25 protein-coding genes are annotated in these 25,967 nt (G+C 63.5%); 6 read left to right on the forward strand and 19 right to left on the reverse strand.

Annotated elements, in window-relative coordinates:
* Positions 1–6: 6 nt before the first annotated feature.
* From era to hrcA, 7 genes are read right to left on the reverse strand one after another with little or no spacing between them, the layout of a single operon-like run.
* Positions 7–906: a GTPase Era gene (era, locus tag H2O75_RS06365; protein WP_182169788.1), complete on the reverse strand. Its 900-nt coding sequence runs from the start codon at positions 904–906 to the stop codon at positions 7–9.
* Entirely contained in the window at positions 903–2,138 is a 1,236-nt protein-coding gene (locus H2O75_RS06370; protein ID WP_182169791.1) for a hemolysin family protein, read from the reverse strand. The genes era and H2O75_RS06370 overlap by 4 nt, the downstream gene beginning before the upstream one ends.
* Positions 2,135–2,593, reverse strand: a complete 459-nt coding sequence (ybeY, locus tag H2O75_RS06375; RefSeq protein WP_182169794.1) for an rRNA maturation RNase YbeY — start codon at positions 2,591–2,593, stop codon at positions 2,135–2,137. The genes H2O75_RS06370 and ybeY overlap by 4 nt, the downstream gene beginning before the upstream one ends.
* Positions 2,590–3,576: a PhoH family protein gene (locus H2O75_RS06380; protein ID WP_182169797.1), complete on the reverse strand. Its 987-nt coding sequence runs from the start codon at positions 3,574–3,576 to the stop codon at positions 2,590–2,592. The genes ybeY and H2O75_RS06380 overlap by 4 nt, the downstream gene beginning before the upstream one ends.
* Before the next feature lie 27 nt (positions 3,577–3,603).
* Positions 3,604–4,344: a 16S rRNA (uracil(1498)-N(3))-methyltransferase gene (locus tag H2O75_RS06385; protein ID WP_182169800.1), complete on the reverse strand. Its 741-nt coding sequence runs from the start codon at positions 4,342–4,344 to the stop codon at positions 3,604–3,606.
* The gene (dnaJ, locus tag H2O75_RS06390) at positions 4,341–5,453 is read right to left on the reverse strand and encodes a molecular chaperone DnaJ (protein ID WP_182169803.1); all 1,113 of its coding nucleotides are present in this window, start codon (positions 5,451–5,453) and stop codon (positions 4,341–4,343) included. Before dnaJ ends, H2O75_RS06385 begins: the two co-directional genes overlap by 4 nt.
* A gap of 36 nt (positions 5,454–5,489) precedes the next feature.
* Entirely contained in the window at positions 5,490–6,458 is a 969-nt protein-coding gene (hrcA, locus tag H2O75_RS06395; protein ID WP_374971571.1) for a heat-inducible transcriptional repressor HrcA, read from the reverse strand.
* A gap of 108 nt (positions 6,459–6,566) precedes the next feature.
* Here hrcA and H2O75_RS06400 point away from each other — a divergent pair, with 108 nt between their 5' ends.
* On the forward strand, positions 6,567–7,430 hold the full coding sequence (locus H2O75_RS06400; RefSeq protein ID WP_259365206.1) for a DUF3097 family protein: 864 nt from the start codon (positions 6,567–6,569) through the stop codon (positions 7,428–7,430).
* A 112-nt stretch (positions 7,431–7,542) separates the two neighbouring features.
* The gene (locus H2O75_RS06405) at positions 7,543–9,252 is read left to right on the forward strand and encodes an FAD-binding protein (RefSeq protein WP_182169814.1); all 1,710 of its coding nucleotides are present in this window, start codon (positions 7,543–7,545) and stop codon (positions 9,250–9,252) included.
* An 8-nt stretch (positions 9,253–9,260) separates the two neighbouring features.
* Here the strand turns inward: H2O75_RS06405 and hemW are convergent, their stop codons facing one another.
* From hemW to lepA, 4 genes are all read right to left on the reverse strand, one after another.
* Positions 9,261–10,493, reverse strand: coding sequence for a radical SAM family heme chaperone HemW (gene hemW / locus H2O75_RS06410; RefSeq protein ID WP_259365207.1), 1,233 nt, complete (start codon positions 10,491–10,493; stop codon positions 9,261–9,263).
* On the reverse strand, positions 10,486–11,235 hold the full coding sequence (gene trmB / locus H2O75_RS06415; protein WP_182169817.1) for a tRNA (guanosine(46)-N7)-methyltransferase TrmB: 750 nt from the start codon (positions 11,233–11,235) through the stop codon (positions 10,486–10,488). The genes hemW and trmB overlap by 8 nt, the downstream gene beginning before the upstream one ends.
* Positions 11,232–11,864: an MOSC domain-containing protein gene (locus H2O75_RS06420; RefSeq protein WP_182169820.1), complete on the reverse strand. Its 633-nt coding sequence runs from the start codon at positions 11,862–11,864 to the stop codon at positions 11,232–11,234. Before H2O75_RS06420 ends, trmB begins: the two co-directional genes overlap by 4 nt.
* 83 nt (positions 11,865–11,947) lie before the next feature.
* On the reverse strand, positions 11,948–13,795 hold the full coding sequence (gene lepA, locus H2O75_RS06425) for a translation elongation factor 4 (protein WP_204736257.1): 1,848 nt from the start codon (positions 13,793–13,795) through the stop codon (positions 11,948–11,950).
* Positions 13,796–13,951: 156 nt separating this feature from the next.
* On the opposite strand from lepA, the gene H2O75_RS06430 reads away from it, so the two are divergent.
* From H2O75_RS06430 to rpsT, 4 genes are all read left to right on the forward strand, one after another.
* Positions 13,952–14,500, forward strand: coding sequence for a hypothetical protein (locus H2O75_RS06430; RefSeq protein ID WP_182169823.1), 549 nt, complete (start codon positions 13,952–13,954; stop codon positions 14,498–14,500).
* A 64-nt stretch (positions 14,501–14,564) separates the two neighbouring features.
* A complete protein-coding gene (locus tag H2O75_RS06435; RefSeq protein WP_182169826.1) occupies positions 14,565–15,062 on the forward strand; it encodes a PH domain-containing protein in 498 nt (165 codons plus the stop codon).
* A 58-nt stretch (positions 15,063–15,120) separates the two neighbouring features.
* Positions 15,121–15,672: a type II toxin-antitoxin system PemK/MazF family toxin gene (locus tag H2O75_RS06440; RefSeq protein ID WP_259365209.1), complete on the forward strand. Its 552-nt coding sequence runs from the start codon at positions 15,121–15,123 to the stop codon at positions 15,670–15,672.
* 159 nt (positions 15,673–15,831) lie between these two features.
* The gene (rpsT, locus tag H2O75_RS06445; protein WP_182169829.1) at positions 15,832–16,098 is read left to right on the forward strand and encodes a 30S ribosomal protein S20; all 267 of its coding nucleotides are present in this window, start codon (positions 15,832–15,834) and stop codon (positions 16,096–16,098) included.
* 131 nt (positions 16,099–16,229) lie between these two features.
* Here rpsT and H2O75_RS06450 read toward each other — a convergent pair whose 3' ends face one another.
* The 8 genes from H2O75_RS06450 to H2O75_RS06485 form a co-directional block, all read right to left on the reverse strand.
* A complete protein-coding gene (locus tag H2O75_RS06450) occupies positions 16,230–17,036 on the reverse strand; it encodes an ABC transporter ATP-binding protein (RefSeq protein ID WP_182169832.1) in 807 nt (268 codons plus the stop codon).
* Complete coding sequence (locus H2O75_RS06455) at positions 17,026–17,850, reverse strand: ABC transporter ATP-binding protein (protein ID WP_182169834.1); 825 nt, start codon at positions 17,848–17,850, stop codon at positions 17,026–17,028. The genes H2O75_RS06450 and H2O75_RS06455 overlap by 11 nt, the downstream gene beginning before the upstream one ends.
* The gene (locus tag H2O75_RS06460) at positions 17,847–18,752 is read right to left on the reverse strand and encodes an ABC transporter permease (RefSeq protein ID WP_259365210.1); all 906 of its coding nucleotides are present in this window, start codon (positions 18,750–18,752) and stop codon (positions 17,847–17,849) included. The genes H2O75_RS06455 and H2O75_RS06460 overlap by 4 nt, the downstream gene beginning before the upstream one ends.
* Positions 18,749–19,705 (reverse strand): ABC transporter permease, encoded by a 957-nt coding sequence (locus H2O75_RS06465; RefSeq protein WP_259365335.1) that lies wholly within the window; start codon positions 19,703–19,705, stop codon positions 18,749–18,751. Before H2O75_RS06465 ends, H2O75_RS06460 begins: the two co-directional genes overlap by 4 nt.
* A gap of 78 nt (positions 19,706–19,783) precedes the next feature.
* Entirely contained in the window at positions 19,784–21,268 is a 1,485-nt protein-coding gene (locus tag H2O75_RS06470; RefSeq protein WP_220462706.1) for an ABC transporter substrate-binding protein, read from the reverse strand.
* Between the two features lie 668 nt (positions 21,269–21,936).
* A complete protein-coding gene (gene holA, locus H2O75_RS06475) occupies positions 21,937–22,932 on the reverse strand; it encodes a DNA polymerase III subunit delta (RefSeq protein WP_182169838.1) in 996 nt (331 codons plus the stop codon).
* A gap of 4 nt (positions 22,933–22,936) precedes the next feature.
* Positions 22,937–25,141: a ComEC/Rec2 family competence protein gene (locus H2O75_RS06480; protein WP_182169840.1), complete on the reverse strand. Its 2,205-nt coding sequence runs from the start codon at positions 25,139–25,141 to the stop codon at positions 22,937–22,939.
* Positions 25,138–25,929, reverse strand: a complete 792-nt coding sequence (locus H2O75_RS06485) for a helix-hairpin-helix domain-containing protein (protein WP_220462707.1) — start codon at positions 25,927–25,929, stop codon at positions 25,138–25,140. Before H2O75_RS06485 ends, H2O75_RS06480 begins: the two co-directional genes overlap by 4 nt.
* Positions 25,930–25,967 lie beyond the last annotated feature (38 nt).

Genomic DNA, 25,967 nt, shown 5'->3' on the forward strand with positions numbered 1-25,967 from the left:
TGGGCACTAGAAGCCTAGGCGGCGCAGAAGCTTCGGATCTCGCTGCCACTCTTTCGCAACCCTCACGTGAATATCGAGATAGACGCGGCATGCCAGCATCCGTTCGATCTCTGCCCGTGCGGCCTGCCCGACCTCCTTCAGGCGGGCGCCTTTCGCGCCGATGACGATGCCCTTCTGGGAATCCCTCTCGACATAGAGGTCGGCGTGGATATCGACAAGCGGTGGACGCGTGTCGCCCTTGCGCTGGGGACGCTCGTTCATCTCCTCCACGAGGACGGCGATCGAGTGCGGCAGTTCATCGCGCACCCCTTCGAGCGCCGCTTCGCGGATCAGCTCGGCGACGACGAGTCTCTCCGGCTCGTCGATCGATTCGCCCTCCGGGTACAGGATCGGGGATTCCATCATGAGGGACACGAGGAGATCCGCCAGGTAGTCGACGTTGTCCCCCGCGGTTGCCGAGACTGGCACGATCTCCGTGAAGTCGGCGAACTGAGACACCTCGATGAGATGGTTGGCGAGCTGCTCCTTCGTCACAAGGTCGGACTTCGTGACGATCGCGATGACGGGGGTGCGGGAGTTCGCGATCTCTCCCAGCAGATAGCTGTCTCCGGGGCCGAGCTTCTCGTTCGCCGGCAGGCAGAGCGCGACGAGATCGACGTCCCCGAGTGTCTGGCGGACGAGATTGTTGAGGCGTTCGCCGAGGAGCGTCCGCGGCCTGTGCATGCCGGGCGTGTCCACGAGGATGACCTGGCCGCCCTCCCGGTTGACGATTCCGCGGATCACGCGGCGCGTCGTCTGGGGGCGTGCCGATGTGATGGCAACCTTTTCTCCCACCAGGGCGTTGGTGAGAGTGGACTTGCCCGCATTGGGCCGTCCGACAAGGCTGACGAAGCCTGCTCGTGTCATTGTTCCTCCAAGCTCGCGATCAGGGTCGCGAGACGTTTGCGTCGTCCCTCGAAACGTTCCGCAACGAGGTGCAGGCCCAGGATATCGGTCTCGGAGCCAAGAATTGGTATCTGGCCGAGTCCCTTCGTGAGCAGGCCGCCCGCCGTGTCCACATCTTCGTCCTCGATCTCCAGGCCGAACAGGTCACCCAGTTCGTCAATCGGGAGGCGTGCAGGAACCCGGTATCGGCCCTCGTCAAGCATTTCCACCTCGGGGGCGGCATGATCGTGTTCGTCCACCATCTCACCGACAAGCTCCTCCAGAAGGTCCTCGATCGTGACGAGTCCCGCAATGCCGCCATACTCGTCGACAACGAGCGCCATGTGGAAGTACTTCGCCTGCATGTCGTGCAGAACATCGTCGACCGGCTTCATCTCCGGGACGAAGACCGCTTCCCGCATGACGTCCTTGACGGTCAGATCGTCCGTGTCGAGCCTGTGATGGATGCGGCGGACGATGTCTTTCGAGTAGACGATCCCCGCAACATCATCGACCGTGTCGCCGACGACGGGGATACGGGAATAGCCGGAGCGCACGAAAAGGCTCTGAGCATCATCCAGGCCGACATCCTCGTGCACCGTGATCATGTCGGTGCGCGGAACCATGACCTCACGGACCATCGTGTCCCTCATGTCGAACACGGACTGGAGGAGGATGCGCTCCTCGTCCTCCAGTTCATCCGATTCAGCCATGCGCTCCACCATGACGGCAAGATCGTCATCGCCTCGCTCCTCATCGTCACGCTTGACGAACGGCGCGAACATGGATGTCAGCCAGGAGAGCGGCAGGGCTGTTGCTGTCAGCACCTGGACGGGATAGCGATACCCGACACGGCGCGGAGAGACGAGGCCCAGCAGGAGGGAGAGGATGATCGCGACAAGAAGCGCGCCCAGGACGACCTGCCACCAGGCACCGAGGAAGTCGGCGAGAAGGAGGGCGATGCCGGCGCCTGCCAGCATCTCCGCAACCGTGCGCAGGGTTGCGAGACCCGAGCGCGCGGCCGTCTTCGATGCGACGATGGCAGCGATCTTCGCCGCACCCTTCCGCCCGCTCCCCATGGCTTCCGCCGCTTCCGTCCGGGTGATCCGCAGGAGTGCCGAATCGGCCATGGTTGCCGCGGCAGCGATGATCGTGAGGACGAGAATGGTGATAACGAGGGGCCCTTCGGGCACCTCATCGATCATGGGGATCATGTGCGTGTCGCGAGGAAGCCGAGCAGCAGCGTGCGCTGCAGCCCGAACATTTCGCGTTCCTCCTCCGGTGTCGCATGGTCATAGCCGAGGACGTGCAGGATGCCGTGGGTGACGAGAAGGAGGATCTCCTCGATCGTCGCATGGCCCGCCGTCAATGCCTGCTTCGCGGCGACCGTCGGGCAGACGACAACATCGCCGAGCAGTCCCTCGGCCGGCTCGTGGCCCGGCGGCGGGGGACGCACCTCGTCCATGGGGAAGGACAAGACGTCGGTCGGGCCCTCCTCATCCATCCACTTCACGTGGAGATCCGACATGACAGCTTCGTCGACGAGCATGACGGACAGGTCGGAGCCTGGATGGATCCTCATCTCTGCCAGCACATAGCGCGCCAGTTCGACGATCTCTTCGCCGTCTATCGTCGGTTCGAAACCCGACTCGTCTGCGTACTCGATCAACGCCGTCTCCTCGTCCGATTGTCTGTGTCGGGATGATCGGCACCCCACCGTTCGTAAGCATCGATGATCTCACCGACGAGCCGATGCCGGACAACGTCGGCACTCGTCAGCTCGACAAAGGTCAACGCTTCGATGTTTGTCAGAATCCGGCGGACGACACGCAGGCCCGACTGTGTCCCGCCCGGCAGATCGACCTGGGTCACGTCACCCGTGATCACGGCTTTGGAGCCGAATCCGAGACGGGTGAGGAACATCTTCATCTGCTCCGGCGTCGTATTCTGCGCCTCATCGAGGATGATGAACGCATCGTTGAGAGTGCGCCCCCGCATGTACGCAAGGGGTGCGACCTCGATCGTGCCGGCCGCGATCAGCTTCGGGATCGCCTCCGCGTCAAGCATGTCGTGGAGTGCGTCATAGAGGGGACGCAGGTAGGGGTCGATCTTGTCTGTCAAGGATCCCGGGAGGAAGCCCAACGACTCCCCCGCTTCCACAGCGGGCCTCGTGAGGACGATCCTCGACACCTCGCGCCGCTGCAGCGCGACAACGGCCTTCGCCATCGCGAGATAGGTCTTGCCCGTGCCGGCCGGACCGATGCCGAACACGACAGTGTTCTCGTCGATCGCATCGACATACTGCTTCTGGCCCACGGTCTTCGGGCGGATGGTCTTGCCCCGGTTGGAGAGAATGTCGGTCGTCAGGACGTCGCTCGCCGCGGCCAGCCCATCCTTCGTGATCTTGATGGCGCGCTGGACAGAATCGACGCTGAGAGCCGTACCGCCCCGGACGACGTCGATGAGTTCGCTGATGAGCGAGGCGGCAAGGGAGACCGGCCCCTCGTCGCCGCTCACCGTGATCTCACGCTCGCGCACGTGGATGACGGCAGGGGCGAGACCTGTCTCGAGAGCACGAAGGACCTCGTCCCTGTGCCCGAGAAGATTGATGAGCGGAACATCGCTCGGGACAGTGAGAACCTGTGTCGTCACGGTGTGCCTTCCTTGTCTGGCGTCATTCTAGCGCCACGTCCCGCTGATCACCTGGAGGATAGTCGCAGCAACCGTACCCGCGGTACCTGATCGCAGGACGGAGTTGCCGAGGAGGACGGGCTCTCCCCCAGCCGCCACGAGGCCAGCCAGCTCCTCCTCGGAGATGCCGCCCTCGGGGCCGACAATGATCCAGAGCGGTCCAGGGACGCCGACTGTCACGGAGGACAGGGTGGAGGTTGCCGTCTCGTGGCAGATGAAGACCCGTCCGCCCGCCTGTGTCACCGACCGGGCCCGGTCGTTCAGCTGCCTCGACGTGACGACATCGCTGACGCCGGGAAGGAATGCCTGGCGGGACTGCTTCATGGCCGAGAGGGCCACGTGGCGCCATTTCGCTGCGCCCTTCTCGCCCTTCGGCCCCGACCATCGAACAATCGACCGATCAGCCTGCCACGGGACGATACCGGCGACACCCACCTCGACCGCCGATTCGATCGCGGCTTCGTCCCGCCCGCCCTTGGCGAGAGCCTGGACGAGGGTGATGGGATGCTCCGGCCGAGGATCGACCCTGCGGCCGATGATGGTCCCGCGCAGCGATGACGGTGACACGCCCGTGACCTCGACAGTCACCCTGCCACCATCGCCGTCGACAAGGTCGATCCGTTCGCCGACGGTCGTGCGCTTGACGTGGGCGTGGCGGGCCTCCTCGCCGAGGAGCTCCACCTCACCGCCGTCCGGCAGATCTGCGCAGTAGTAGACGGGAAGGGTCACAGGAAGCGGTCCTTGAACCGGGTGAAGACCGATGCGCTCTCAGACATGAGCTTCGCATCCGGCTGGGTCTCCCCGCGGACCTCGGCAAGCTCGCGCAGCAGCTCTTTCTCCCGCGCGGAGAGCTTCGTGGGTGTCTGGACGTGAAGATTGATGACAAGGTCTCCGCGGTCGTGCCGGTGGAGACGACCGACGCCCTTGCCCCGTACCCGCAGCGATACCCCGCTCGAGGTGCCGGGCTCGATCGTCAGCTCCTCCGGACCGTCGAACGATTCGATCGTCACAGTCGTTCCCAGGGCCGCGGCCGTCATCGGCACCTGGAGGTCGCAGACAAGATCGTCGCCCTGCCGTGTGAACTGCTCGTGGTCGGCGACATGGACCTCGATGAACAGGTCGCCCTGGGGGCCACCTGCTGGACCAACCTCGCCCTTGCCGGACATGCGGATCCGCATGCCGTCTTCGATGCCGGCGGGGATGCGGACGGACAGTGTCTGCTGAGCCCTGACCCGGCCCTCGCCAGCGCAGTCGAGGCAGGGATCTGTGATGACGGTGCCGTGGCCCTGGCAGACTCCGCACGACGTTGTCGACATGACTTGGCCAAGGAACGAGTTCGTCACCTTCCGCACCGAACCCGACCCGCCACACGCCGTACACGTCTGCGGCCCGGACCCTTCACGGGTACACGAACCCTGACATGTCGTACATCGCACGGCCGTCTCGACCGTGATGTCCGTATCGAGTCCGAACACGGCGTCCCTGAGCTCGATCTCGATGGGCACGAGTGCGTCTTGGCCGCGCCGGCCGCGCGGCACGGGACCGCGTGCGGCGGTCGCGCCGCCGAAGAACGTGTCGAAGATGTCCTGGAAGGAACCCCCGAAACCACCGGGAGCCCCGCCATTGCGCACGGCAGACTCCCCTCCCATGTCGTACAGGCGTCTCTTCTCCTCGTTGGAGAGGACCTCATAGGCGGCGGTCACGTCCTTGAACTCGCCCTCTTTGTCGGGACCCGCCACGTCCGGATGAAGCTTGCGTGCAAGTTTGCGGTATGCACGTTTGATCTCGTCCTGCGTTGCACTGCGAGACACGCCAAGAATGTCGTAGTAGTCAGCCACTAAAGCCGGTTCTTTCTCATCGGGAACTGTTGAATATCAGGATCCGAGGATCCTGGTCAAGTATCGGGCCACCGCGCGCACGCTCACCATGGCACCTGGGTAATCCATTCGCGTCGGGCCGACGATGCCAAGCCGAGCGGTCCCGGCACCACCGTAGGTGGATGTGACGATCGAGGCCTCGGAGAGGCCCTCGTCATTGTTCTCCGAACCGATCGTAATAGCAAGATCGCCGCTCACCTCCGCGAAGAGGCGCAGCAGCACCACCTGCTCTTCGAGCGCCTCGAGGACGGGGGTGATGGTGTGGGTGAAGTCGATGTTCGTCCGGGCCAGGTTCGCGGTGCCTGCCATGACCAGGCGCTCCTCGACATCGTCCGTCATCACGTCCTTGAGCACGGCAATGATGGAACCTGCACGCTGCCTGTCCGCCGGGGACAGTGTGTCGTCGTCGAAACCCGACTCTGCGATATCGGGACCCGATTTGTTGACGAAGGACGCGTTGAGCCTGCTCGAGAGGTCAACAGCCTGCGGGTCGGTCAAGCCGACCTCGATGCTGCGCTGCTCGACCGTGCCCGAATCGGTGATCACGATCAGGAAGGAGTGATGGTCAGAGATCGGCACGAGCTCGATATGCCTGACCGTGCTGCGCTCCCGCGTGGGGTACTGCACCACGGCGACCTGCTTCGTGAGCTGAGCCAACAGCCGGCCCGCACGGAACAGCACATCATCGACGTCGACCGCCCCTTCCAGCCACGTCTCGATCGCCTTCTTCTCAGCAGGAGACATGGGTTTGACCTGGGAGATCGTGTCGACGAATGCTCGATATCCGCGATCGGTCGGGACCCGCCCAGCCGACGTATGCGGCTGATGGATGAGACCGACCTCTTCCAACGCTGCCATGTCGTTGCGGATCGTCGCAGAGGACACGTCAAAACCGTGCCTGTCCGCAATGGCCTTCGACCCAACAGGTTCGCGGGTCTGCACATAGTCCTGGACAATGGCCTGCAAAACCTTCAGTCTTCTCTCGTCGCTCCGCACGCCATCCCCCTTCCTTGCACTCGACATGCCCGAGTGCTAATTCTACGCATGAATCGATTTAATGCCTACCCTGGACCCGTGAGAGCTTCGCGACCAGCTGACAGATACGGCAGGGATGTCCTGTCGTCACCGCGCACCACCAGCCGCCTTCGTGCCCAGCGGGACGTCCCCGCAACCCCCGGGCTCGTTCTCGAGGACGTCGAGAGCGGCTTCGTCGGGGAGATCGTCGACGTCGGGAAGGTTGCGGGCGAACTCCTCCTCACCCTCGAAGGGCGCGGCGGAGCACGCCGCCGGTTCCCGCTCGGGCCCGGCTTCTGGATCGATGGCGAACCCGTCAGGATCGTCCCGCCGCCGCGCGCCGCACCCGAGCGGCCCACCGAACTCACAGCATCCGGGTCGATCCGTGTCCGCAAGAAGGCGACCACCATCCTGCCCTCCCGCATGTGGGTCGAAGGCAAGCACGACTGGCAGCTGATCGACAAAGTGTGGGGTGAAGACCTGCGGCTCGAGGGGATCGCCGTCGAGGAGCTGGCGGGTGTCGACCATCTGGCCGAGATGCTGGCCGATTTCAAGCCTGGGCCCGGTCGGCGTGCCGGCGTGCTCGTCGACCATCTCCTGCCCGGCACGAAAGAGAGCCGCCTCGTCGAGGAGGCCCTCGCACGCCACGGCAACGGGCATGTCCTCGTCCTCGGCCATCCCTACGTCGACGTGTGGCAGGCCATCAAACCCGGCAGGGTCGGGCTCACGGCCTGGCCCCACATCCCCAAGGGCACGGACATCAAGGCCGGCAGCCTCGCGGCCCTTGGGCTTCCGCACGAGAGCCTCGAAGACATCGGCATCGGCTGGTCCAAGATCCTCGGCCGGGTCCGCAACTGGAAGGATCTCGAGCCTTCCCTCCTCGGCAGGGTCGAAGAGCTCATCGACTTCCTCACGCAGGGCTGACCCGCGGCCCTCATCTCAGGCGGGATACCGCTGCAAGCTCTAGATTCTCGGTCGCACACTGGTTAGGTTGAGCACAACACGCGTTGGGTTCGAGCACGACAAGGGAGTTGCGATGAACACGAGTTGGGATGAGACATTCGATGTCGTCATCGTCGGCAGCGGCACAGGCCTCTTTGCGGCAATGATGTCGGCTCGGCGGGGGCTGAGCACGCTTGTCGTCGAAAAGGACGAACGCTTCGGCGGTTCGACCGCACTGTCGGGAGGAGGCATGTGGCTCCCCGGCAACAGGATCGTCGCGCGGGACGGAGTGAAGGACACGCGCGAACGTGCCGAACGCTACCTGCGCGGCATTGTCGACGGCGTGTCTCCCGAGGAGAGGTGGCAGACGCATCTGGACTATGGTGCGGCAGTTGCCGATGCGATCGAGGAGAACACGAGCCTGAGGCTCGAGACGATGCGGGAGTATGCGGACTATTTCTCGGACGAGCCGGGCGGCTCGAGCGGCGGACGGTCTGTCGAACCCTCCCCCTTCGATCTGAACACTCTCGGCTCGGGATCTGACATGATTCTCACCGGCACCCTGTCAGCCCCGATTCCCATGCCGATCACAGGAGGGGACTTCAAATGGATGAACCTCATGTCGCGCAAGCCGGGCAAGGCAGTTCCACGGATTGTGCGGCGCGTCCTCCAGGGGCTTGGTGGTCTCGCCCTCGGAAAGAACTATGTTGCCGGTGGACTCGCACTCGCTGCGGGACTATACGACGGCGCGGTCAAGGCGGGTGCCACCCTGTGGAACTCGACTCCGCTCACGGATCTGATCATCGAGGATGGTGCTATCCGGGGGATCGTCGTGGACCACGGCGGTCGACAGCTCAGGATCGGAGCGGAACGCGGAGTCATTCTTGCGGCCGGGGGCTTCGACCGTGACATGGCAAGCAGGAAACGTTACCAGTCTGAGGCCATTGAACCGGGCTGGCAGTTCGGCGCTCCGGGCAACACGGGGGATCTGCTCGGACTGGCCGAGAAGCACGGTCTCGCCCTTGCCCTCCTCGACAAGGCGTGGTGGTTCCCCGCTATTCCAGAGCTCGCGCCCGGCTCGGGACCCATCGTCCTGCTGGCTGAACGATCCCTGCCGGGCTCCCTCATCGTCGACAGGAGCGGTCACCGCTTCTTCAACGAATCCGTCAACTACATGACGGCGGGCGAAGAGATGCTCGGGTTGGACGACGGACAGCCGCCTCACCTGCCGGCGTGGATGATCGTCGACAGCGACTTCGTCAAGGCGTATGTCATGGGCGGAGTGAAGATGCCGGGCATGAGCATACCGCGCGCCTGGTTCGATGCCGGGGTCGCCTTCTCGGCGCCAAGCATCGAGGAACTCGGACGAATCATCGGAACCACGGATCTTCCCGGCGGGGTGGCACGCTTCAACGTACTCGCCGCGCAGGGCAACGACGATGATTTCGGCCGCGGTCGGACAGCCTACGACCGCTACTACGGAGACCCGACAGTCACCCCCAACCCCAATCTCAGGCCGCTGTCTCCCCACGGACCATACTTTGCGCTCTCCGTCGTCCCCGGGGATCTGGGAACGTGCGGCGGACTCCAGGCCGACGAGCATGCCCGCGTCCGCTCGGTGGACGGCAGCATCGTGCCGGGTCTCTATGCGATCGGGAACGCGGCCGCGAACGTTTTCGGTGGGGTCTATCCGGGCCCCGGCGCCACCATCGGCCAGGGCCTGACGCTGGGATATGCGGCCGTCCTCGACATCGCCGGAGGCGAGAGTCGACAACGGGACAGATTCACTCCCGCAGAGAGCTGATCACCGTCTCACTCCCACAGAGAACGGATCACCGTATCGGCGAGGAGCCGACCCTTGAGGGTGAGTACCATGCGCCCCTCGGCGAGACGATGAGGTTGGAGAAGGCCGTCGGACGCGAGGAGCATCGTCACATGCCTGCGCTTCGCGAGCGCGGCGCGGGCGGGCGCCTGGCCGGGTTTGGCGATACCGGCGGTGAGAGGCAGTCCCTCCGCGAGACGGATCCCCAGCATGATGTCTTCCTCGGCCCGCTCGCGAGGAGTGAGGATCTCTCGGGCAGCGGCCGGTGATTCGCCTGCCTGGAGGCGGGCTGACCAGGCGCGCGGATGCTTGACGTTCCAGAAGCGGGTGCCGTTGATGTGGGAGTGGGCGCCCGGTCCGAAACCCCACCAGTTGTCGTTTCGCCAGTAGGCGATGTTGTGTCGCGCCTCGTGGCCAGGCTTCGCCCAGTTAGACACCTCATACCAGGCGTAGCCTGCCGCCGAGAGCATACTGTCGGCGATTTCGTATTTCGCCGCGAGATCGTCAGGATCCGTATCGGGGAGGAGCCCGCGCTTCACCTGCTGACCCATCTTCGTTCCCGGCTCGATGCCCAAGCCATAGGCCGAGATGTGGTCCGGCTCCATCGCGATCGCCTCGCTGAGCGAGAGCCGCCAATCGTCGAGAGACTCCCCCGGCGTGCCATAGATGAGGTCGAGCGAGGCGGACAGCCCAGCATCCCGAGCCCAGTCGCGCACGAGCGGAACTCTCGCTGGCGTGTGGAGCCTGTCGAGGGTCGCGAGAACGTGGGGCACTGCCGACTGCATCCCGATCGACACTCGCGTGAACCCTGCCTCCTTCAACGTGTGAAGGTAGTCCCCGTCGACGGTTTCCGGGTTCGCTTCGGTTGTCACCTCCGCAGCTTCCTCAAGGCCGAACACGAGGTCGAGGACGCCGAGAATATGTGCCAGCTGGGAGGCTTGGAGGAAGGTGGGTGTGCCGCCGCCGAAGAAGACGGTCTGGAGGGGCCGTCCGCCCTCGAGCACGGTACCCGCCAGGGCTATCTCCCCGAGGAGCTGCGTGTCGTATTCGCGCGGGGTCGCGCCAGCACCGAGCTCGTTCGAGGTGTACGTGTTGAAGTCGCAGTAGCCGCACCGCACCTGACAGAACGGGACGTGCACGTAGGCGGAGAGGGGCCTCTCCATCGAAACGTCGTCCAGCCTGCCATCGCGCGGAGCGTCCTCACCGTCGGGAAGATCAGCCACGGTAGACCTCGAGATCGTGGATCCGCCGGTTCTCGCCGAGGCCGCGGGTCTCGAAGCGGGTGGTGATGCGGCCCTCCCAGCGGGGGGCGAATCCGCCGACGATCCCCTCATCACCCGGGTCATCCTCATCGATACGCTGGCCGGCGTGAGGGTTGACGAGTTCCGGAACCGCGGCGATCGCGTCCCTCATCTGCCACGCGTAATCGTCCCAGTCCGTTGCAAGGCGCCACACACCCCCGGTGGGGAGGATGTCGGCAACGATCTGGGCGAAGCTGGGCGTGACGAGCCGCCGCTTCCGGTGGCGGGCCTTCTGCCACGGGTCGGGGAAGAACGTCCACACTTCGACCGGTTTCTCACCCTGCCCGAACAGCAGGGGCAGTGCGACAACGGCGTCAGCGTTCAGCAGCCGGACATTGTCGACGCCCTCTCGAACGATTCTGGAGACGGAGGAGGCGACTCCGGGCCACCACACTTCGAGGGCCAGATAGTTGTTCTCGGGATGCTCTTTGGCGTGGGCAACGATCTGATCGCCGGCCCCTGCACCGATCTCGACGATCAGGGGGGCCTGCCTGCCGAACGATTCCTCGAGACGAGGCCGCTCAGTCAGCACATACGTGTCGTCGATCTCTGCATCGATGATGTAGGTCGCTCCGTGGGCGCGCAGCGCGCGCTCCTGCCGTTCGGGTATACGCCCGCTCCGCGGCACGAAGCTCGTGATTCGACGATGGCGCTTCTCTGTCACAGGGTCTCCCTCAACTCGCGTGGCATGTGTTTGATCAGGTACGGGGCTAGCGTGATATCGCCGCTCCGATGGGCCGCAACGAGTCGCGGTGCTGGTTCGGGACGTTCACGGAACCACTCCCCGACTGTCACGCCATGGGAGGGCACGCTGAGGGTCTCGAGGATGTCACCGGCCTGCGCCACTCCGGGATCGATGACACGGAAGTAGGCGCCTGACCGGCCGCGTGCCATGAAGCGTGCGATCCAGTCCTCGTCCCCGCGCCACCACGCGAACGTCCGGCAGGGTGTGCGGCAGCCGGTCGCTTCGAGGAGTGCTGAGCCGAAGCGGTAGCGGCTACCGATGACGATCTCATCGACATCACCGTCCACCCGCAGGTTCTCTCCGAAGATCCCGGGCTTCAGATCCTCGCCGCTCTGCGCCCACCACGCCATTTCCGCGTTCGACATGGCATAGACAGCCTTGTCCAACCCTCCGTGGTTGGCTCGGTCGCACTGGACGTCACCCCACACGCCATAGCGTCCGATCTTGACCGGCCCCGTGACGGGCCGCTTATCGATCCCGGTCACCCCGACTCTGCCGATATCGACAGGGACGAGGCGCGAGGCCGTGCAGATGTGAGTGACCAGCATGGAGTGTCACCTCTCGGATGGTGGGTTGGCCCTGCCCCAGATGATGACGACGACGATGATGATGACGGCGAGAAGAAGCCACTTCATGGTTTTGCCGTCGGCTGATCGGATGTCAGGGCGGCGACGAACGCCTCCTGGGGAACCTCCACGCGGCCGATGTTCTTCATCCGCTTCTTGCCTTCCTTCTGCTTCTCCAGAAGCTTGCGCTTGCGGGAGATATCGCCGCCGTAGCACTTGGCCAACATGTCTTTGCGCAGGGCCTTGATCGTCTCGCGGGCGATGACACGCGACCCGACGGCGGCCTGGATGGGAATCTCGAACTGCTGGCGCGGGATCAGGTTCTTCAGCTTCCCCGTCATCTCCGTGCCGTAGGCGTAGGCCTTGTCCCGGTGGACGATAGCGGAGAACGCATCGACCTTCTCGTGGTTGAGCAGAATATCGACCTTCACCAGGTCGGCTGTCTCCTCCCCATCCATGTCGTAGTCGAGGGACGCATATCCCCTCGTCTTGGATTTGAGCTGGTCGAAGAAGTCGAAGACGATCTCGGCGAGCGGGAGGCGGTAATGCATCTCCACCCGGTCCTCCGAGAGATAGTCCATGCCTCCCATGATCCCGCGGCGCTGCTGGCACAGCTCCATGACGGCGCCGATATAGTCAGCCGGCGTGAGGATCGTCGCCTGCACCATCGGTTCGGAGATCGCGGACAGTTTGCCGTCGGGGAACTCGGACGGGTTGGTCACCTCGATGATCTCCCCCGTCTCCGTCTCGACGCCGTAGATGACGGACGGTGCGGTCGCAATCAGGTCGATGTTGAACTCTCGTTCGAGTCGCTCCCGGATGATCTCGAGGTGGAGCAGGCCGAGGAAGCCGCAGCGGAACCCGAAGCCGAGCGCTGCCGAGGACTCGGGCTCGAACGTCAACGCCGCATCGTTCAGCTGCAGCTTGTCGAGTGCTTCGCGGAGCGCCGGGAAATCGGATCCGTCGATCGGATAGATGCCGGAGAAGACCATGGGTTTCGGCTCGACATAGCCATCGAGCTGCTCGGTCGCCGGGCGTGATGTCAACGTGACAGTGTCACCCACGCGGGTCTGGCGAACGTCCTTCGCGCCGGTGATGAGGTAGCCGACCTCGCCCACGCCCAAGCCCTTCGAGGCCTTCGGTTCGGGAGAGATGATACCGATCTCCTGGAGTTCGTGGCTGATGCCCGTCGACATCGTCGTCACCTTCGTGCGTGGCGTGAAGCGACCATCACGCACACGGACATAGGTGACAACGCCCCGATACGAGTCGTAGACGGAATCGAAGATCATCGCCCGCGCGGGAGCATCCGGATCCCCGACAGGCGCAGGGATCTCCCCGACGATCCGGTTGAGAAGCTCGGGCACCCCGACACCGGTCTTGCCCGAGACGCGCAGGCAGTCCTCCGGCTCACCGCCGATGAGGGAGGCGAGTTCTTCCGCGAATTTCTCCGGCTGGGCGGCAGGGAGATCGATCTTGTTGAGGACGGGCACGATCGTCAGATCGTTCTCGAGCGCCATATAGAGGTTCGCGAGTGTCTGCGCCTCGATGCCCTGCGCCGCATCGACAAGGAGGATCGCTCCCTCGCACGCCGCGAGGGAACGGTTGACCTCATACGAGAAGTCGACGTGGCCGGGGGTGTCGATCATGTTGAGCGCGTACTCGGTCCCGTCAACCGTCCACGGCATGCGAACAGCCTGCGACTTGATGGTGATGCCGCGTTCGCGTTCGATATCCATCCGGTCCAAGTATTGGGCTCGCATGAGGCGCTCATCCACAATGCCGGTGAGCTGCAGCATGCGATCGGCCAGGGTGGACTTACCGTGGTCGATGTGGGCGATGATGCAGAAATTCCGCAACCGGTCAGCGGGCGTGCTGGCCGGCTGCAGCGACTGGGTGGGATTCGTAGACACTGGTCTCCTTAAGATATTCCGCACCAGTCTACCCACCGCCTGCCCGATGCGATCTACTCGCGCGGGTGACCTCCCTCAAACGCCGCCCTGTTCGCTCTCCGAAGAGGCTCGACCGGTTTTGCTCCAACGCCCAGGAACGTCTGGAATGCTTGAGCCATGAGTGCTCTTCCCGGTGCCCTATCGGTCTTCCTGCCCCTCCTCGTCAGGCTCCTGCGCGGGCCGGGGAAATTCATGCTCGCCGTCAACGGCGCCCTCACTGCGCTCCTTGTCGCGCTGGCAGCGGCCGCAGTGCGGGACGGTCACGCTGCGGTATGGGTTCCGCTCGTGCTCGGCATCGTACTCGCCGCCGCGATCGTGTTCTTCGGCGTGCGCCTGGCGCGGCTGTCGAAGCATGTGGATGATCTCGAGAAGCTCCAGACGGAATCGACGGATGTGGAGATCATCGCGAAGGATGGTCGCCCGGTCGTCGATGACGAAGCCCGCCAGCGGTTCCAGGACGCCTCGTACGAGGCATCGCTCCGAACGAGCCGTTTCATGCCACGCGTCGAGGCCGCCCAACGGGCCGCTGTCGCCGCCGCTGGAGGCACGGTGGCAGCCCCTTATCTCAAGGATGATCTCCGGTGGACGATCGTGTCCGGCCTCGTCACCGCGGCGGCAGGTCCCGTCGCGTTCTTCCTCCTCATCGTCACCGCGATCATCTCCTAAAACCCGTCCGTCTCGCCCATCCGATAAACAGTCGCACATGCGGTGCGTGTGCGACGATGGTGACATGGGACTACCACGCAAATACTTGGGTCAGGACGAAGTCGTGATCCGTCACATGCACAGCCACGTCAAGGAGCTGTTTCTCGCCGGGATCATCGCCGTTCTCCTGATCGCCGCGGTGATCGCCGCCTATGTCTTCATTCCGGACTCGGCCCAGCCGTGGGGCACTCTCGCCGTCGTCGGCGTATCGATCATTCTTGCGATCTGGAAGATACTGATCCCGTGGCTGACATGGTTGACCGATACGTACACGATCACGTCGCGACGCATCATCACCCGCACCGGGATCATCGCGAAGAACGGACACGATATTCCTCTCGCCCGGATCTCCAATGTGGCGTACGAGCATGATCTCATCGACCGGATCTTCGGCTGCGGCACCCTGATCCTCGAGACCTCGGCCGACAATCCGCTCCGTCTCCACGACATTCCTCACGTCGAGAAGGTTCACGTCGAGCTGACCGAACTCCTCTTCAACTCAGATCAGTCCGACGAGTATTAGACTGTCTCGGTCCTGACTGTGCGCGGTCAGGACCGAGACACTCAAGATTGGTGACACTGTGGCTCTTATCGACCGAGCAATGAGGATCGCCGCATCCTTCTTCACACCGAAGCCTGCAGGGAGGCAGCAGAGCCGTCCCACTGCGCGGGACGCACACGCCCGCAGCGGGCTCACGCTCAACCCCAATGACGTCCCGGTCGAGTACTCGATCGAGAAGCATGGCATGCCGCGTTTCTCGTACGAGCCGTTCCCTGACAGCGATGCCGATCCGGGAGAGGTTGTCTGGACGTGGGTACCGTACGAGGACGATCCCGCGCAGGGGAAGGACCGTCCCGTCCTCGTGCTCGCACGCGACGGAGAGACCGTCATCATCGCCCAGATGACATCCCAGGATCACACGAGCACCAGCATCAGCCGCGAAGACCACCTGGGACGGGTGTGGATGGAGATGGGGAGCGGTGACTGGGACCGTCAGGGCCGGCCCTCCGAGGTTCGGATCGACAGGCTTCTGGCCGTCCACAAGGACGCGATCCGCCGCGAAGGCGGAAAACTCGATAAGACGAGATTCACACGGATCACCGACGCTATCGGTTCGTTTCACGCACGCTAAGCTGATAATCTGGTTCATCGGACTTGCTATCTGGTCGATACGCAGGTCATAGCCACCGACCACTCCACGGGGTGCCCCACGCCCTAGTCCCGGTCATGGCGGAGCCCTCACTGACCGTGTAAGCATTCGCATCCGCGAATAGACGAAAGAATTGAGAACGTGGCAAATATTAAGTCGCAGAAGAAGCGCAACCTCACCAACGAGAAGCGCCGTGTCCGTAACCAGGCATACAAGGCCGAGCTGAAGACCTACGTCCGTAAGGTTCGCGCTGCCGTTACCGCTGGCAACAAGGAAGAGGCCACCGCGGCTCTCGGCGTCGCCGGTCGCAAGCTCGACAAGGCCGCGTCCAAGGGTGTCATCCACAAGAACCAGGCAGCCCAGCGCAAGTCCAAGCTTGCCAAGGCTGTGTCGAAGATCGACGCTTAAGCATTCATGGGGAATGGCGGCACTCAGGTGCCGCCATTTTTCTTTGCCTCAAAGCTCTCCCGCCCGAGCATGCACCATGGACGCCCATTGATCCCGGCGCCCCGGGCGACAATCCCGCGGGGCGCCGCTCGTCACACCTCGGGCAGTGTCGGCACGGCTGCCAAGAGCTCGCGCGTGTACGAGTCCTGAGGATTCGTCAAAACACGATCTGTTGGGCCCCACTCGGCAATCCTGCCATCATGGAGGACTGCCGTGCTCTCGCACAGGTTGGACACGATCGCAATATCGTGGCTCACCAGGATAAGAGTGAGCCCCAAACGTTCTTTCAACTCCGCCAAGAGGTCGACGAGCTGTGCTTTGACCGACACATCGAGCGCACTGACAGGCTCATCGGCGACGAGAATGTTGGGACGCGGCGCGAGCGCTCGCGCGATCGCTATCCTCTGCCGCTGTCCCCCGGAGAACTGCCCGGGATATCGCGAGACGATATCCGGGTCAAGACCGACGGCGTGGAGGACTTCCGCCACTCGTTCATCATGACGTCCCGGTATTCCCAGCGATTTCAGCGGCTCCGCGACGATCCTGCCGATCGTCAGACGAGGGTTGAGCGACGAACGCGGATCTTGGAACACCATCTGAGTGTCCCGCCGGAAGTCGCGCAGGGAGCCGCGCTTCCTGGCCGATAGGTCTTCTCCGCGCCACAGGATCTGACCGCGAGACGGTGTGTTGAGAGCCAGCAGCAGTCTCAACATGGTCGACTTCCCTGCCCCTGATTCCCCGACGATTCCGAGGCTCTCGCCATAGACGACGGTGAGGGAGACGTTGTCCAGCGCGAGCGTATGGCTGGGGCCGTTTCCGAACTCCTGGCTGACCCCGCGCAGCTCAAACGCCGCGGCCTGATGGCCTGGCACGACAGCATTCTCTTCGTTAGCGCTCATGAGTTTTTTCCTCAGCCGGTTCTGTCGCTTGAACGCCGTCGGGCTTTGCGAAGCTGACGTGGCGTGCGGCCTCGATCAGGCGCGCCGTGTACGGATCCCCCGGATTCGTCAGAGCGCGATGGACGGTTGTTCGTTCCACCACTCGCCCGTCCTTCATCACCACGAGGTCCTCCGAGACCTGGGCAATGACAGGGAGGTCGTGCGTGATGAAGACGAGGGTGCTGCCGGTTTCTGTGATGAGTTCGGACAGGAGGGACAGAATATCCGCCTGCACGGTCACGTCGAGTGCGGTGGTCGGTTCGTCGGCGATCAGGACGTCCGGTTCACAGCCGAGAGCCATCGCGATAGCGACACGCTGACGCTGCCCACCGGAGAGCTGCCACGGATAAGAATTCGCCACACGATCGTTCAACGCCACCTGGCGCAGAAGTTCACCCGCCCTGGCTCGTGATGCTTGCCTGGATACCTTGTGATGGAGGCGAATGGGCCCAGCGATCTGCTCGCCGACCTTCATGAGAGGATCGAGAGACGTCAGAGGCTCCTGAAAGATCATGGCGATCCTCGAGCCACGAAAACGGCGCTTCTCCCGCTCGGACAGAGAGAGGAGTTCGCGGCCGTCGAGCATGACAGAGCCGGACGCCGTCAAGCCGTCCGGCAGCAGGCCGAGGATGGCGAGCGAGGTGAGAGACTTACCCGAACCGGATTCGCCGATGATGCCGAGGCGTCCCCCGGTCTCCACCTCCCATGAGCAGCCGGAAAGAAGGGGCTTCCCCTGCTCCGTGGTGATCGATAGGTCAGTTACTGACAGAGTCATGTGCCCGTCCTCAATGTGGGATCCGTGTAATCCCGAATACCGTCTCCGAGAAGATTCAGTCCAAGGACGGTCCAGGCGATTGCCAAGCCGGGTGCTACCGCCGCCCAGGGCTGGACCAGCACCGTCGATTGGGCCTCTTGCAGCATGCGCCCCCAGCTCGCTGCCGGCGGCGGTGCTCCCAACCCCAGATAGGATAGGGATGCTTCGGCGAGAATAGCGGCGCCTGCCAGCAGCATGAGCTGGACGATCAGCATCGGCATGATGCCGGGCAGTACGTGGATGCGGATGATCCCGAACCAGCCTGTTCCGCTGACACGGGCAGCCATGACATAGTCCTCGCGCAGCACACGGGCCGCGTTGACGCGAGTGACGCGCGCGATCACGGCAGAGCCCGCGATACCGATCGCGAGAATCGCGGAGCTCAGCGAGGCTCCCCGGACCGTCACGATCAGCATCGCGAGAAGCAGAGTGGGAAAGGCAATCATGACGTCGATGAGCTTCGAGATCCCAGCATCGACGAACCGACCCGATAATGCCGCAAGTATGCCGAGAATGAGTCCCAGCGATCCGGCCAGCGCCGCTGTCGTCACCGCAACGATCACCGCTGACGTGAAACCCGCCATGAGTTGGCTGAAGAGGTCGCGGCCAAGCCTGTCCGTCCCGATCCAGAACTCTGAGGACGGGCCTGAGAGCCTGCCTCCTGCACCGACAACATCGAGCGAATAGGGAGTCCACAGGGCCGCAATCGCCCCGATGATGGCGACCGTGCCGACCATGACGAGACCCATGATGAACGTTGGAGGGAGGCCCCGGAGCCGCTGGTTCCGTGTCCGGTTCGCGGGTTCGCGAGATTCGTTCACCGCTGTCGTCACGCCCTGTGATGGAGAGACTGACTGCATCATGCACCCACCTGACTCTTCGATACTCGCAGGCGTCTGCGACGACCGTGCGGAACGCGCAGACGCGGATCCAACCACTGCTGCAGGATCTCGACGAGGGCGTTGATGATCAGGACAACCGCGGTCAGCAGCAGGACAAGGTTCTGGATGATCGGCAGGTCCCTCGACGTGACGGAGGAAAGAAGCAGCTGGCCCAGTCCCCCGAGACCGAACACGTTCTCGACCACGACAGCCCCGAGGAGCGAGGTCCCGAGTTCGATGCCCAAGATCGCGACGACCGGCACGGCGGCGTTTCGCAGTCCGTGGCGCAGCAGCGCCCTGGACTGGGAGTACCCAAGCGACTGGGCGGTGCGCATGTAGTCGGTCTCCAGCACGTCCAGCACTGAGGAGCGAACATATCTGACCATGACGGCGGACATGGCGATAGCTATCGTCAATGCCGGCAGGATGAGCGCACGCAGGGCCTCTCCCGGATCATCCCAGCCCTGTCTCGGGAACGTGCCTGCCGGCAGCCATCCGAGCTGGAGAGAGAAGATGGATATCAGGAGGATTCCAACCCAGAAGATCGGAACAGCCACACCCACCTGGGAGGCTGCCGACACGAAGGCACCGAGCGCAGACGTGCGCTTCGTGGCCGACACAATGCCGAGCGGAAGCGACACGAGGACAGCGATCGTGAATGCCATGAGGCTGAGAGGAACAGTGATCGACGCGCGCTGTATCACCAGCTCACCGAAGCTGCTGCCGGAGATCAGCGAGACGCTCGAGCCGGTCACGAAGTCCTTGAGCCATTGCGCGTATTGGACGACGAGGGGCTCATTCGCTCCCAGTTCATCGCGCAGCTGGTCCAGCTGTTCCTCGGTCGTTCCGACGCCGAGCAGCGTTGCCGAAGCATCTCCCGGAAGCATCCTCAGCACGAAGAAGATGATGACGGACGCGAGGAAGAGCGAAATCACCAACGAGAGCAGTGTTCCTGCTGCGACTCTCAACCCGTCCACCACGGAAGAACTCTTCCTCGCGTCCGCCCTCATCACTCAGCCTTCTTTGACCAGGTTGCCCACGTAGAACGGTTCGGCGTTCTTGCTGGCGGAGAACCCGCTCACGCTGGCGTCGGCGATACGGATCTGCGGCGCCATGAACAGCCAGGCCGAGGGTGCTTCGTGAGCGATGATGTCCGACAGTGAGTGAATGAGCTCGACCTGTTCCTCTTCGCTCGCCGCGCTGTCGGCCTGCACCGCGAGTTCCTGCACCTGCGCATTGTCGTACTGCCAGTAGAAGTCAGGATTCGCGTACCACAGCACATCGCGCGGATTGTTGTGGTTCATGAGGGTCGTCTCGTAATCCTTGTTCGTGTAGACATCCTCATACCAGGCGCTGTCGTCGACAGGCACAAGATTGAGGGTGACGCCGATGTCCGCAAGGTTGGCGCGGAGCTGCTGGACGATGATCTCTTCCGTTCCACCTGCCACGTAGGTGATGTCGGTGGTCAATCCGCTCGCCCCGGCTTCTTCGAGCAGAGCCTTCGCCTCTTCCGGGTCGTAGGCGTGGATGTCGGCGAAGGACGCATCGAACCAGGGCTCGGAGACGGGCGGCATGGAGCCGATCACTTCACCGTATTCGCCCCACACGGCGGTGAGAAGCGCTTCCCTATCGATCGCCTTGTACAGGGCCTGGCGTACGCGTTCGTCGGTGAACGGCTCTTCCTTGTTGTTGAAGGTCCACACCCACTTCTTGATCGAGTCGCCCTCTGTCACGACAAAGTCCGGATTGGACTCGAAGGTGGCCAGCTGGTCGGGGCTCTCCTGGTGGATCACAAGATCGACTGCACCGGTCTGCAACGCGTTGTTGAGCGCTGTCTCGTCGGTGAAGAACTGGAATGTGATGACGGGAGTCTTCGCGGGTTCACCCCAGTAGTCATCGTTGAGAACCATCGTCAAGTGGTCACCCTGCACCCATTCGTCGAGGACGTAGGGACCGGTGCCGTTCTCGGAGTTGTTCTCTTTATCCCCATCTTTGACAATCGTCACGGAGGCGAGGAAGAAGGGAAGGGAGGCGCTGGCATGATCCAGGTGCATGACAACCGTACGATCGTCTGGGGTTTCGATCTCCTGAATAACTCGAAGATCCGAGGCGCGGGCAGAGAGCGAGTTCGGACCGATTGCTTCGTTCACAGACCAGGCGACGTCTGCCGACGTCAGAGGTGTTCCGTCGTGGAACAGGACGTCGCGTTGAAGGGTGAACGTGTACGTCAACCCATCCTCAGAGACCTCGATGGTCTCGGCAAGCGTATTCTCTACCTTGCCCTCATCGTTGATCGAGGTGAGACCTTCGAAAACGTTGCGTGTCAGGGCCTCTGATATTCCCGAGGACCCGCCGACGTTGCGTTCGAGTGTGGTCGGCTCGTTGGTCGAGCCGACGATCACTTCGTCGGCGATCTGTCCCGTCGATGTTTCTTCGTTCGGGGACGCGTCGTCGTTCGATGCGTTCGAGCATGCGCCGAGAACGAGCGCTGCCGACACGAAGAGGGCTGTTGCTACTGAGGCTTTACGTGGGTTGTGTGATGATCGGCGAAATCTCATGGACGCCATTCCTGTCTACTGCGGCTTATCTGCCAAAACTTCAAGATTGTCTGGTGGCTTGATATGCGTCGCCATGACGCGTGGGGCTACTGCTTGTCGTGTGCTTGACTTCCCTCGAGCGGGATCGTGTCGGTCTTCAGGTTCGCTCATGACCAGATTGCCGTACCACCGGCGTCATTCGCGTCGCTTCCAGCAGAAGTGGTGGCGGAATTACGGGGTGAAGGGCGAGCTGGGCGGAAAGCCTGAACAGCCGGGCACGGCTGGCTCGACCAGCGCGTGCGTGTCAAGTGGCGGGGAGCAGGCCCCTAACAACACTCGAGCGGACAGGAACAACCCATAGCGTCGTTGACGCATACGAACGGAGCTAAGGCGTCGTGTCGGGTCATGGTGTTCATGGATGGGACAATATCACGGCCGATAGAGCATGTGGGAAGCCCCCGCTCGATTTTGAGACGGCAACAACACTGAACGGCGGTCTTTGTTCATGAGAATCCGCTAGATCCGCCGGTCGCGACCAAGCGCTGGTCTCGGTCATCAGGATTACCTCGCGGCGGATCCTGGCAGGCCCCTTCGAACGGCGCTTCTGCGGAGGTGACGGGCCCTCGTCCTTAAAGCCGCCTGGCGAGAGTGATATCGCGGATGCAGCGCTCGACCGCATAGGCGGGATCCTTCGCCTCTCCACGGAAACCCTTGACGTCACTATCGGCTTTGGCGATCGCGGTGATAGCGGCGGCTAGCCCAGCATCCGACCAGGTCCGCAGCTCCATGCGGGCATTCTTGATCTGATTCGGGCTGCCCTGGACCGTGACCGACTGCCCATTCTTCCCCATCGACGCAGAGACAGTCGCGAGTTGGCGGAACTTCCAGGCAAGCGCTGCGACGACGAGAACCTCGGGCGTCCCTGTCGCTAGCGCCTGCCGGAGCAGCTGGAGGGCGCGGCCAGCATTCCCTGCCACCGCAGCGTCTGCGATATCGAAGCCTGACGATTCGACCCTGCCGCCGAAGTACTTCTTCACGATCGGGCCCGTGATCGTGCCGTCGACATCGCTGAACAGCTGGTTGAGCGCCGCTGACATCTCCCGAACGTTCGATCCCATGCTTTGGACGAGGGCCTGGTATGCATCGTCGGTCACTGCCCGCTGTGCGCGTCGAGCATCGCCCTTGAGGAGGCCGATCTTGTCAGAATCCCATTTCAGTTCGTCGATGGTGACGACGGGGAAACCTGCCTGCGCGGCGGAGGTGAACAGTTTCGGGCCCTTGTTTCCGCCATTGCGGATAGCGATGAGGTACAGATCAGGGCTCGGATTGGCGATCAGCTCGAGCAGGTCCCGAAGGAAGTCGTCAGTCGCGTTCTCGACCCCGCTGGCACGCACGATCTTTGCCCCACCGAACAGGGATGGACTGGCGAGAAGCGCGATCTCTCCGGCTGTGTAGGCACCCGCATCGATCGTTGAGACGTCGATCTCGGGATCCTGCGCACGGGCCTGCGAAAGAAGCCGCTCCCACGCACGGTCGGCAAGCACCTCCTCTTTCGATTTGATGAGAACAATCGGCGCCAGGTCCACTCGATCCCACGTCGTCTCGCTACCGCGTTTGTGTGCCATGGTTCTAGTATCCCACGCCTGCCGGCACCTCTTCTGACCCGTCGATATGAAGGACGATATCGCCCTCGGCCGTCGCGAGAATCGCCCCGAAAGCCGCATACAGGTCGATGGTCGAAGGGGCGGGATGTCCGTAGGTGTTGTCCCCGTATGACAGAAGTGCGGTCGCTGCGCCGACAGACTGTGCGAACGACTCATCTTGGTTCGGCGATCCGTGATGGGGAATGAGCACGATGTCGGCCGCGATGTCGCGCCGTGCCAGCATCTGCTGCGTCTCTCGTTCGATGTCTCCCGTCACAAGGAGCGTCTGCCCGACGTTCGCGCGCACGACGAGCGACTGGTTGTTCTCGCATGATTCGTCGTAGCACGGGACGTGGCGATCGGGCCATAGCGTGTCGACCCCGAACTCGCTGTCACCGGCCGATCGTTCGATGATCGGCACCGTCACGCCCAACTGGGCCACAGGGTCTGTCATGCCGGGACCCACCCAGACTTCGGCGACGCCGTGACGCAGGGCGCCGTCCAGGTTCCCGGCATGATCGGCATGCAGGTGCGTGAGAATGAGAACGTCGACTCGTGCTCGCGCCCGTTGGAGACAGTCCTCCAATCGCCCCTCAGACGGCCCCGTGTCGACGAGAAAGATGCGCCCGTCGAGGCGGAAAAGTGTCGCGGCGCCTTGTCCGACGTCGCATTGGATGACAGACCATTCCCCCATTGCCGGGGAGACAAGCCTGGCGGCCGCAACCCCCACTGCGGCCGCCGCGATCCAAAGCCGACGGACTCCCCGCGAGACGATCAGCCACGACGAGAAGAGGATGGCGGCATACAAGGCCAGGACGAGACGCCCGTCGATACCGGAGCCGGGCCATTGCGACACGCTCCCCGCCACGATATCGATCCATGACACGCATCTCGCCGCCAGCCAGGCGAGAATCGGTCCGGCGGGCGTCCCTGCCAGAAGAAGCGCGCATAGGGCAAAGACTGTCCCTGCGGGAACCACGGGGGCAACGAGCGCGTTGGCAAGTGCTGACCAGACGGATGCGGTGTCGGTGAGGAGGAGGATGATCGGGGCACACGCCACGTGTGCGACAAGGGGCACCGCGAGAAGGTTCGCTCCCGGAATCGTCACGAGCGGAGCAAGAAGTCCGGCCGCTGGCCGCGCCCAGGCGATGATGGCGGCTGTCGACACGACGGAGAGAACGAAGCCGTAGGCGAGAGCGAGCGTCGGCTCGAGTGCGAGGAGGACGACGATCGAGACACCGAGGGCAGGCAGCGCACTGCTCGGGCGGCGCAGCCAGACTGCCCCGAGGACAACGACCCCCATGACTCCCGCCCTCATGACAGACGGCTGCGCCCCTGTCGCAACGATGAGGGAGAAGAGCACTCCACCGGCAACTGCTACCGACAGCAGTCTGCGCCTGCGTCCGACGAGTGCGAGAGCAATGGCGCACACCATCGATACGTGAGCGCCAGATACCGCAGTGAGATGAGTGAGGTTGACGGCGGCGAGCGCTTCCCCGCGGTCCTCGGGGATTCTCGAGTCGTCACCGATCGCTAGACCCGGGACCAGTCCCTGCACCTGGGGTGTTTCGTCGGCCAGATGGTCCATCATGTACGACGCCCTCACTGCGATCCAGCGGGACAGCGGACCTGCTGGTTCCACGACTGTTGCACGTCCGATCACGGTGGCCCACGCGATCTCTCGCGATGCTCTCCCCTGCGGTTCAAGACGTACATCCACAATGATGGTCTCGTCGAGATTGAGGCGCGAGAGCTCCTCGTCTCCGAGGAGCATGACGGACGCATGGGCGCGGGAGACCTGCCCCCGTCCCTCGACGGTCTCCACGCGCAACCTCCGCAGCACACGTTCCCCTGCCGGATTGGGATATGACGCGACAGTCCCCCGGATTGTTGCCGTTGCACGCGCGGAGGCAAGGTCGGCAAGAATGCCCGAACGAGCCGCATGGTCATGTGCGGCCGTCACACCGGCGGCGCATAGCATCGCCACGGCAACGACGAGGAGCGTGGGCATCCAGAATCGCAGCAGCCGTCCACGGTTGGCGTGGCCGAGCGCCATGCTCGTCACGAGGGTGGCGCCCGCCGCCGCGACGACAACGGTGACCACGAGCCCCATTCCTTCGAGCAGGGCAACGACTGTGGACAGCCACCATGCGGCGGCTGCGAGGAGGACCCTCAGGTCACCATGCGTCATAGTGTGACGCGATCTCGCAGTTCGGCGAACGTTGCGGGGCCGATGCCAGAGACTTCCATGAGCTCCTCGATGGAACTGAACTGCCCATTCGTGTCCCGCCAGTCGATGATTCTCTGCGCAAGAGTCGGGCCGATTCCGGGCAGGGTCTCGAGGTCGGCGGCACTGGCGGCGTTGAGACTGACCAGCCCACCCTCAGAAGACGACGGCTCGGAGAGGGAAGGGTCGGACAGGGACGGGTCGGACAGGGACGGGTCGGACAGGGACGGGTCGGGGGCCGGGAGGTCGTCTCCTGGTGCGGGCACGATGATGTGCTCCCCATCGTTGAGGACACGCGCGAGGTTGAGTGCGTTCTGGTCTGCCTCGGCGGTCATGCCGCCCGCACGATCGACAGCTCCTGCGACGCGCGAGCCCGCGGGGAGCTCGACGAGACCTGGGGTGTTGACGTGGCCCGACACGTAGACGGTCACCGTTGTGGCCGGTGGGGGTGATGCAGGCTCGGAGTTCTCCGATGTCTGTTCCGGCGCCTCCTGAGTGGAGGCGGGTGCTGGTGTCGTTTCTGGCGGGCTGTCTGAGGTGACAGATGCTTGCAGCGCATGCACTTCCACGGGGCGCGACAGCGTCCATCCCACGACGAGCCCGCACAGCACTGCCAGCGTGAGGATAACGATCGCGGCCGCCCGGCTATCGAATGCTAGCCGCCTCGTCCTGTCGGCGCGCTCCGGGGGCGCCATGACGTCTTCTCCGGTACCGATCCGGTAAGCGGTCCGCACAAGATTCTGAGTCTTCATGCGCCTAGAATCGGCTAGATCCCGCCTGCTCACATCCA

The sequence above is a fragment of the Flaviflexus equikiangi genome, from assembly GCF_014069875.1.
Lineage (GTDB): Bacteria > Actinomycetota > Actinomycetes > Actinomycetales > Actinomycetaceae > Flaviflexus > Flaviflexus equikiangi.

Bases quoted from the DNA above. Each gene is read 5' to 3' on its own strand.
- era (WP_182169788.1), bottom strand. From the start codon at position 906: ATGACACGAGCAGGCTTCGTCAGCCTTGTCGGACGGCCCAATGCGGGC.
- H2O75_RS06370 (WP_182169791.1), bottom strand. From the start codon at position 2,138: ATGATCCCCATGATCGATGAGGTGCCCGAAGGGCCCCTCGTTATCACC.
- H2O75_RS06405 (WP_182169814.1), top strand. From the start codon at position 7,543: ATGAACACGAGTTGGGATGAGACATTCGATGTCGTCATCGTCGGCAGC.
- H2O75_RS06420 (WP_182169820.1), bottom strand. From the start codon at position 11,864: ATGCTGGTCACTCACATCTGCACGGCCTCGCGCCTCGTCCCTGTCGAT.
- H2O75_RS06430 (WP_182169823.1), top strand. From the start codon at position 13,952: ATGAGTGCTCTTCCCGGTGCCCTATCGGTCTTCCTGCCCCTCCTCGTC.
- H2O75_RS06435 (WP_182169826.1), top strand. From the start codon at position 14,565: ATGGGACTACCACGCAAATACTTGGGTCAGGACGAAGTCGTGATCCGT.
- H2O75_RS06450 (WP_182169832.1), bottom strand. From the start codon at position 17,036: ATGAGCGCTAACGAAGAGAATGCTGTCGTGCCAGGCCATCAGGCCGCG.
- H2O75_RS06455 (WP_182169834.1), bottom strand. From the start codon at position 17,850: ATGACTCTGTCAGTAACTGACCTATCGATCACCACGGAGCAGGGGAAG.
- H2O75_RS06460 (WP_259365210.1), bottom strand. From the start codon at position 18,752: ATGATGCAGTCAGTCTCTCCATCACAGGGCGTGACGACAGCGGTGAAC.
- holA (WP_182169838.1), bottom strand. From the start codon at position 22,932: ATGGCACACAAACGCGGTAGCGAGACGACGTGGGATCGAGTGGACCTG.
- H2O75_RS06480 (WP_182169840.1), bottom strand. From the start codon at position 25,141: ATGACGCATGGTGACCTGAGGGTCCTCCTCGCAGCCGCCGCATGGTGG.
- H2O75_RS06485 (WP_220462707.1), bottom strand. From the start codon at position 25,929: ATGAAGACTCAGAATCTTGTGCGGACCGCTTACCGGATCGGTACCGGA.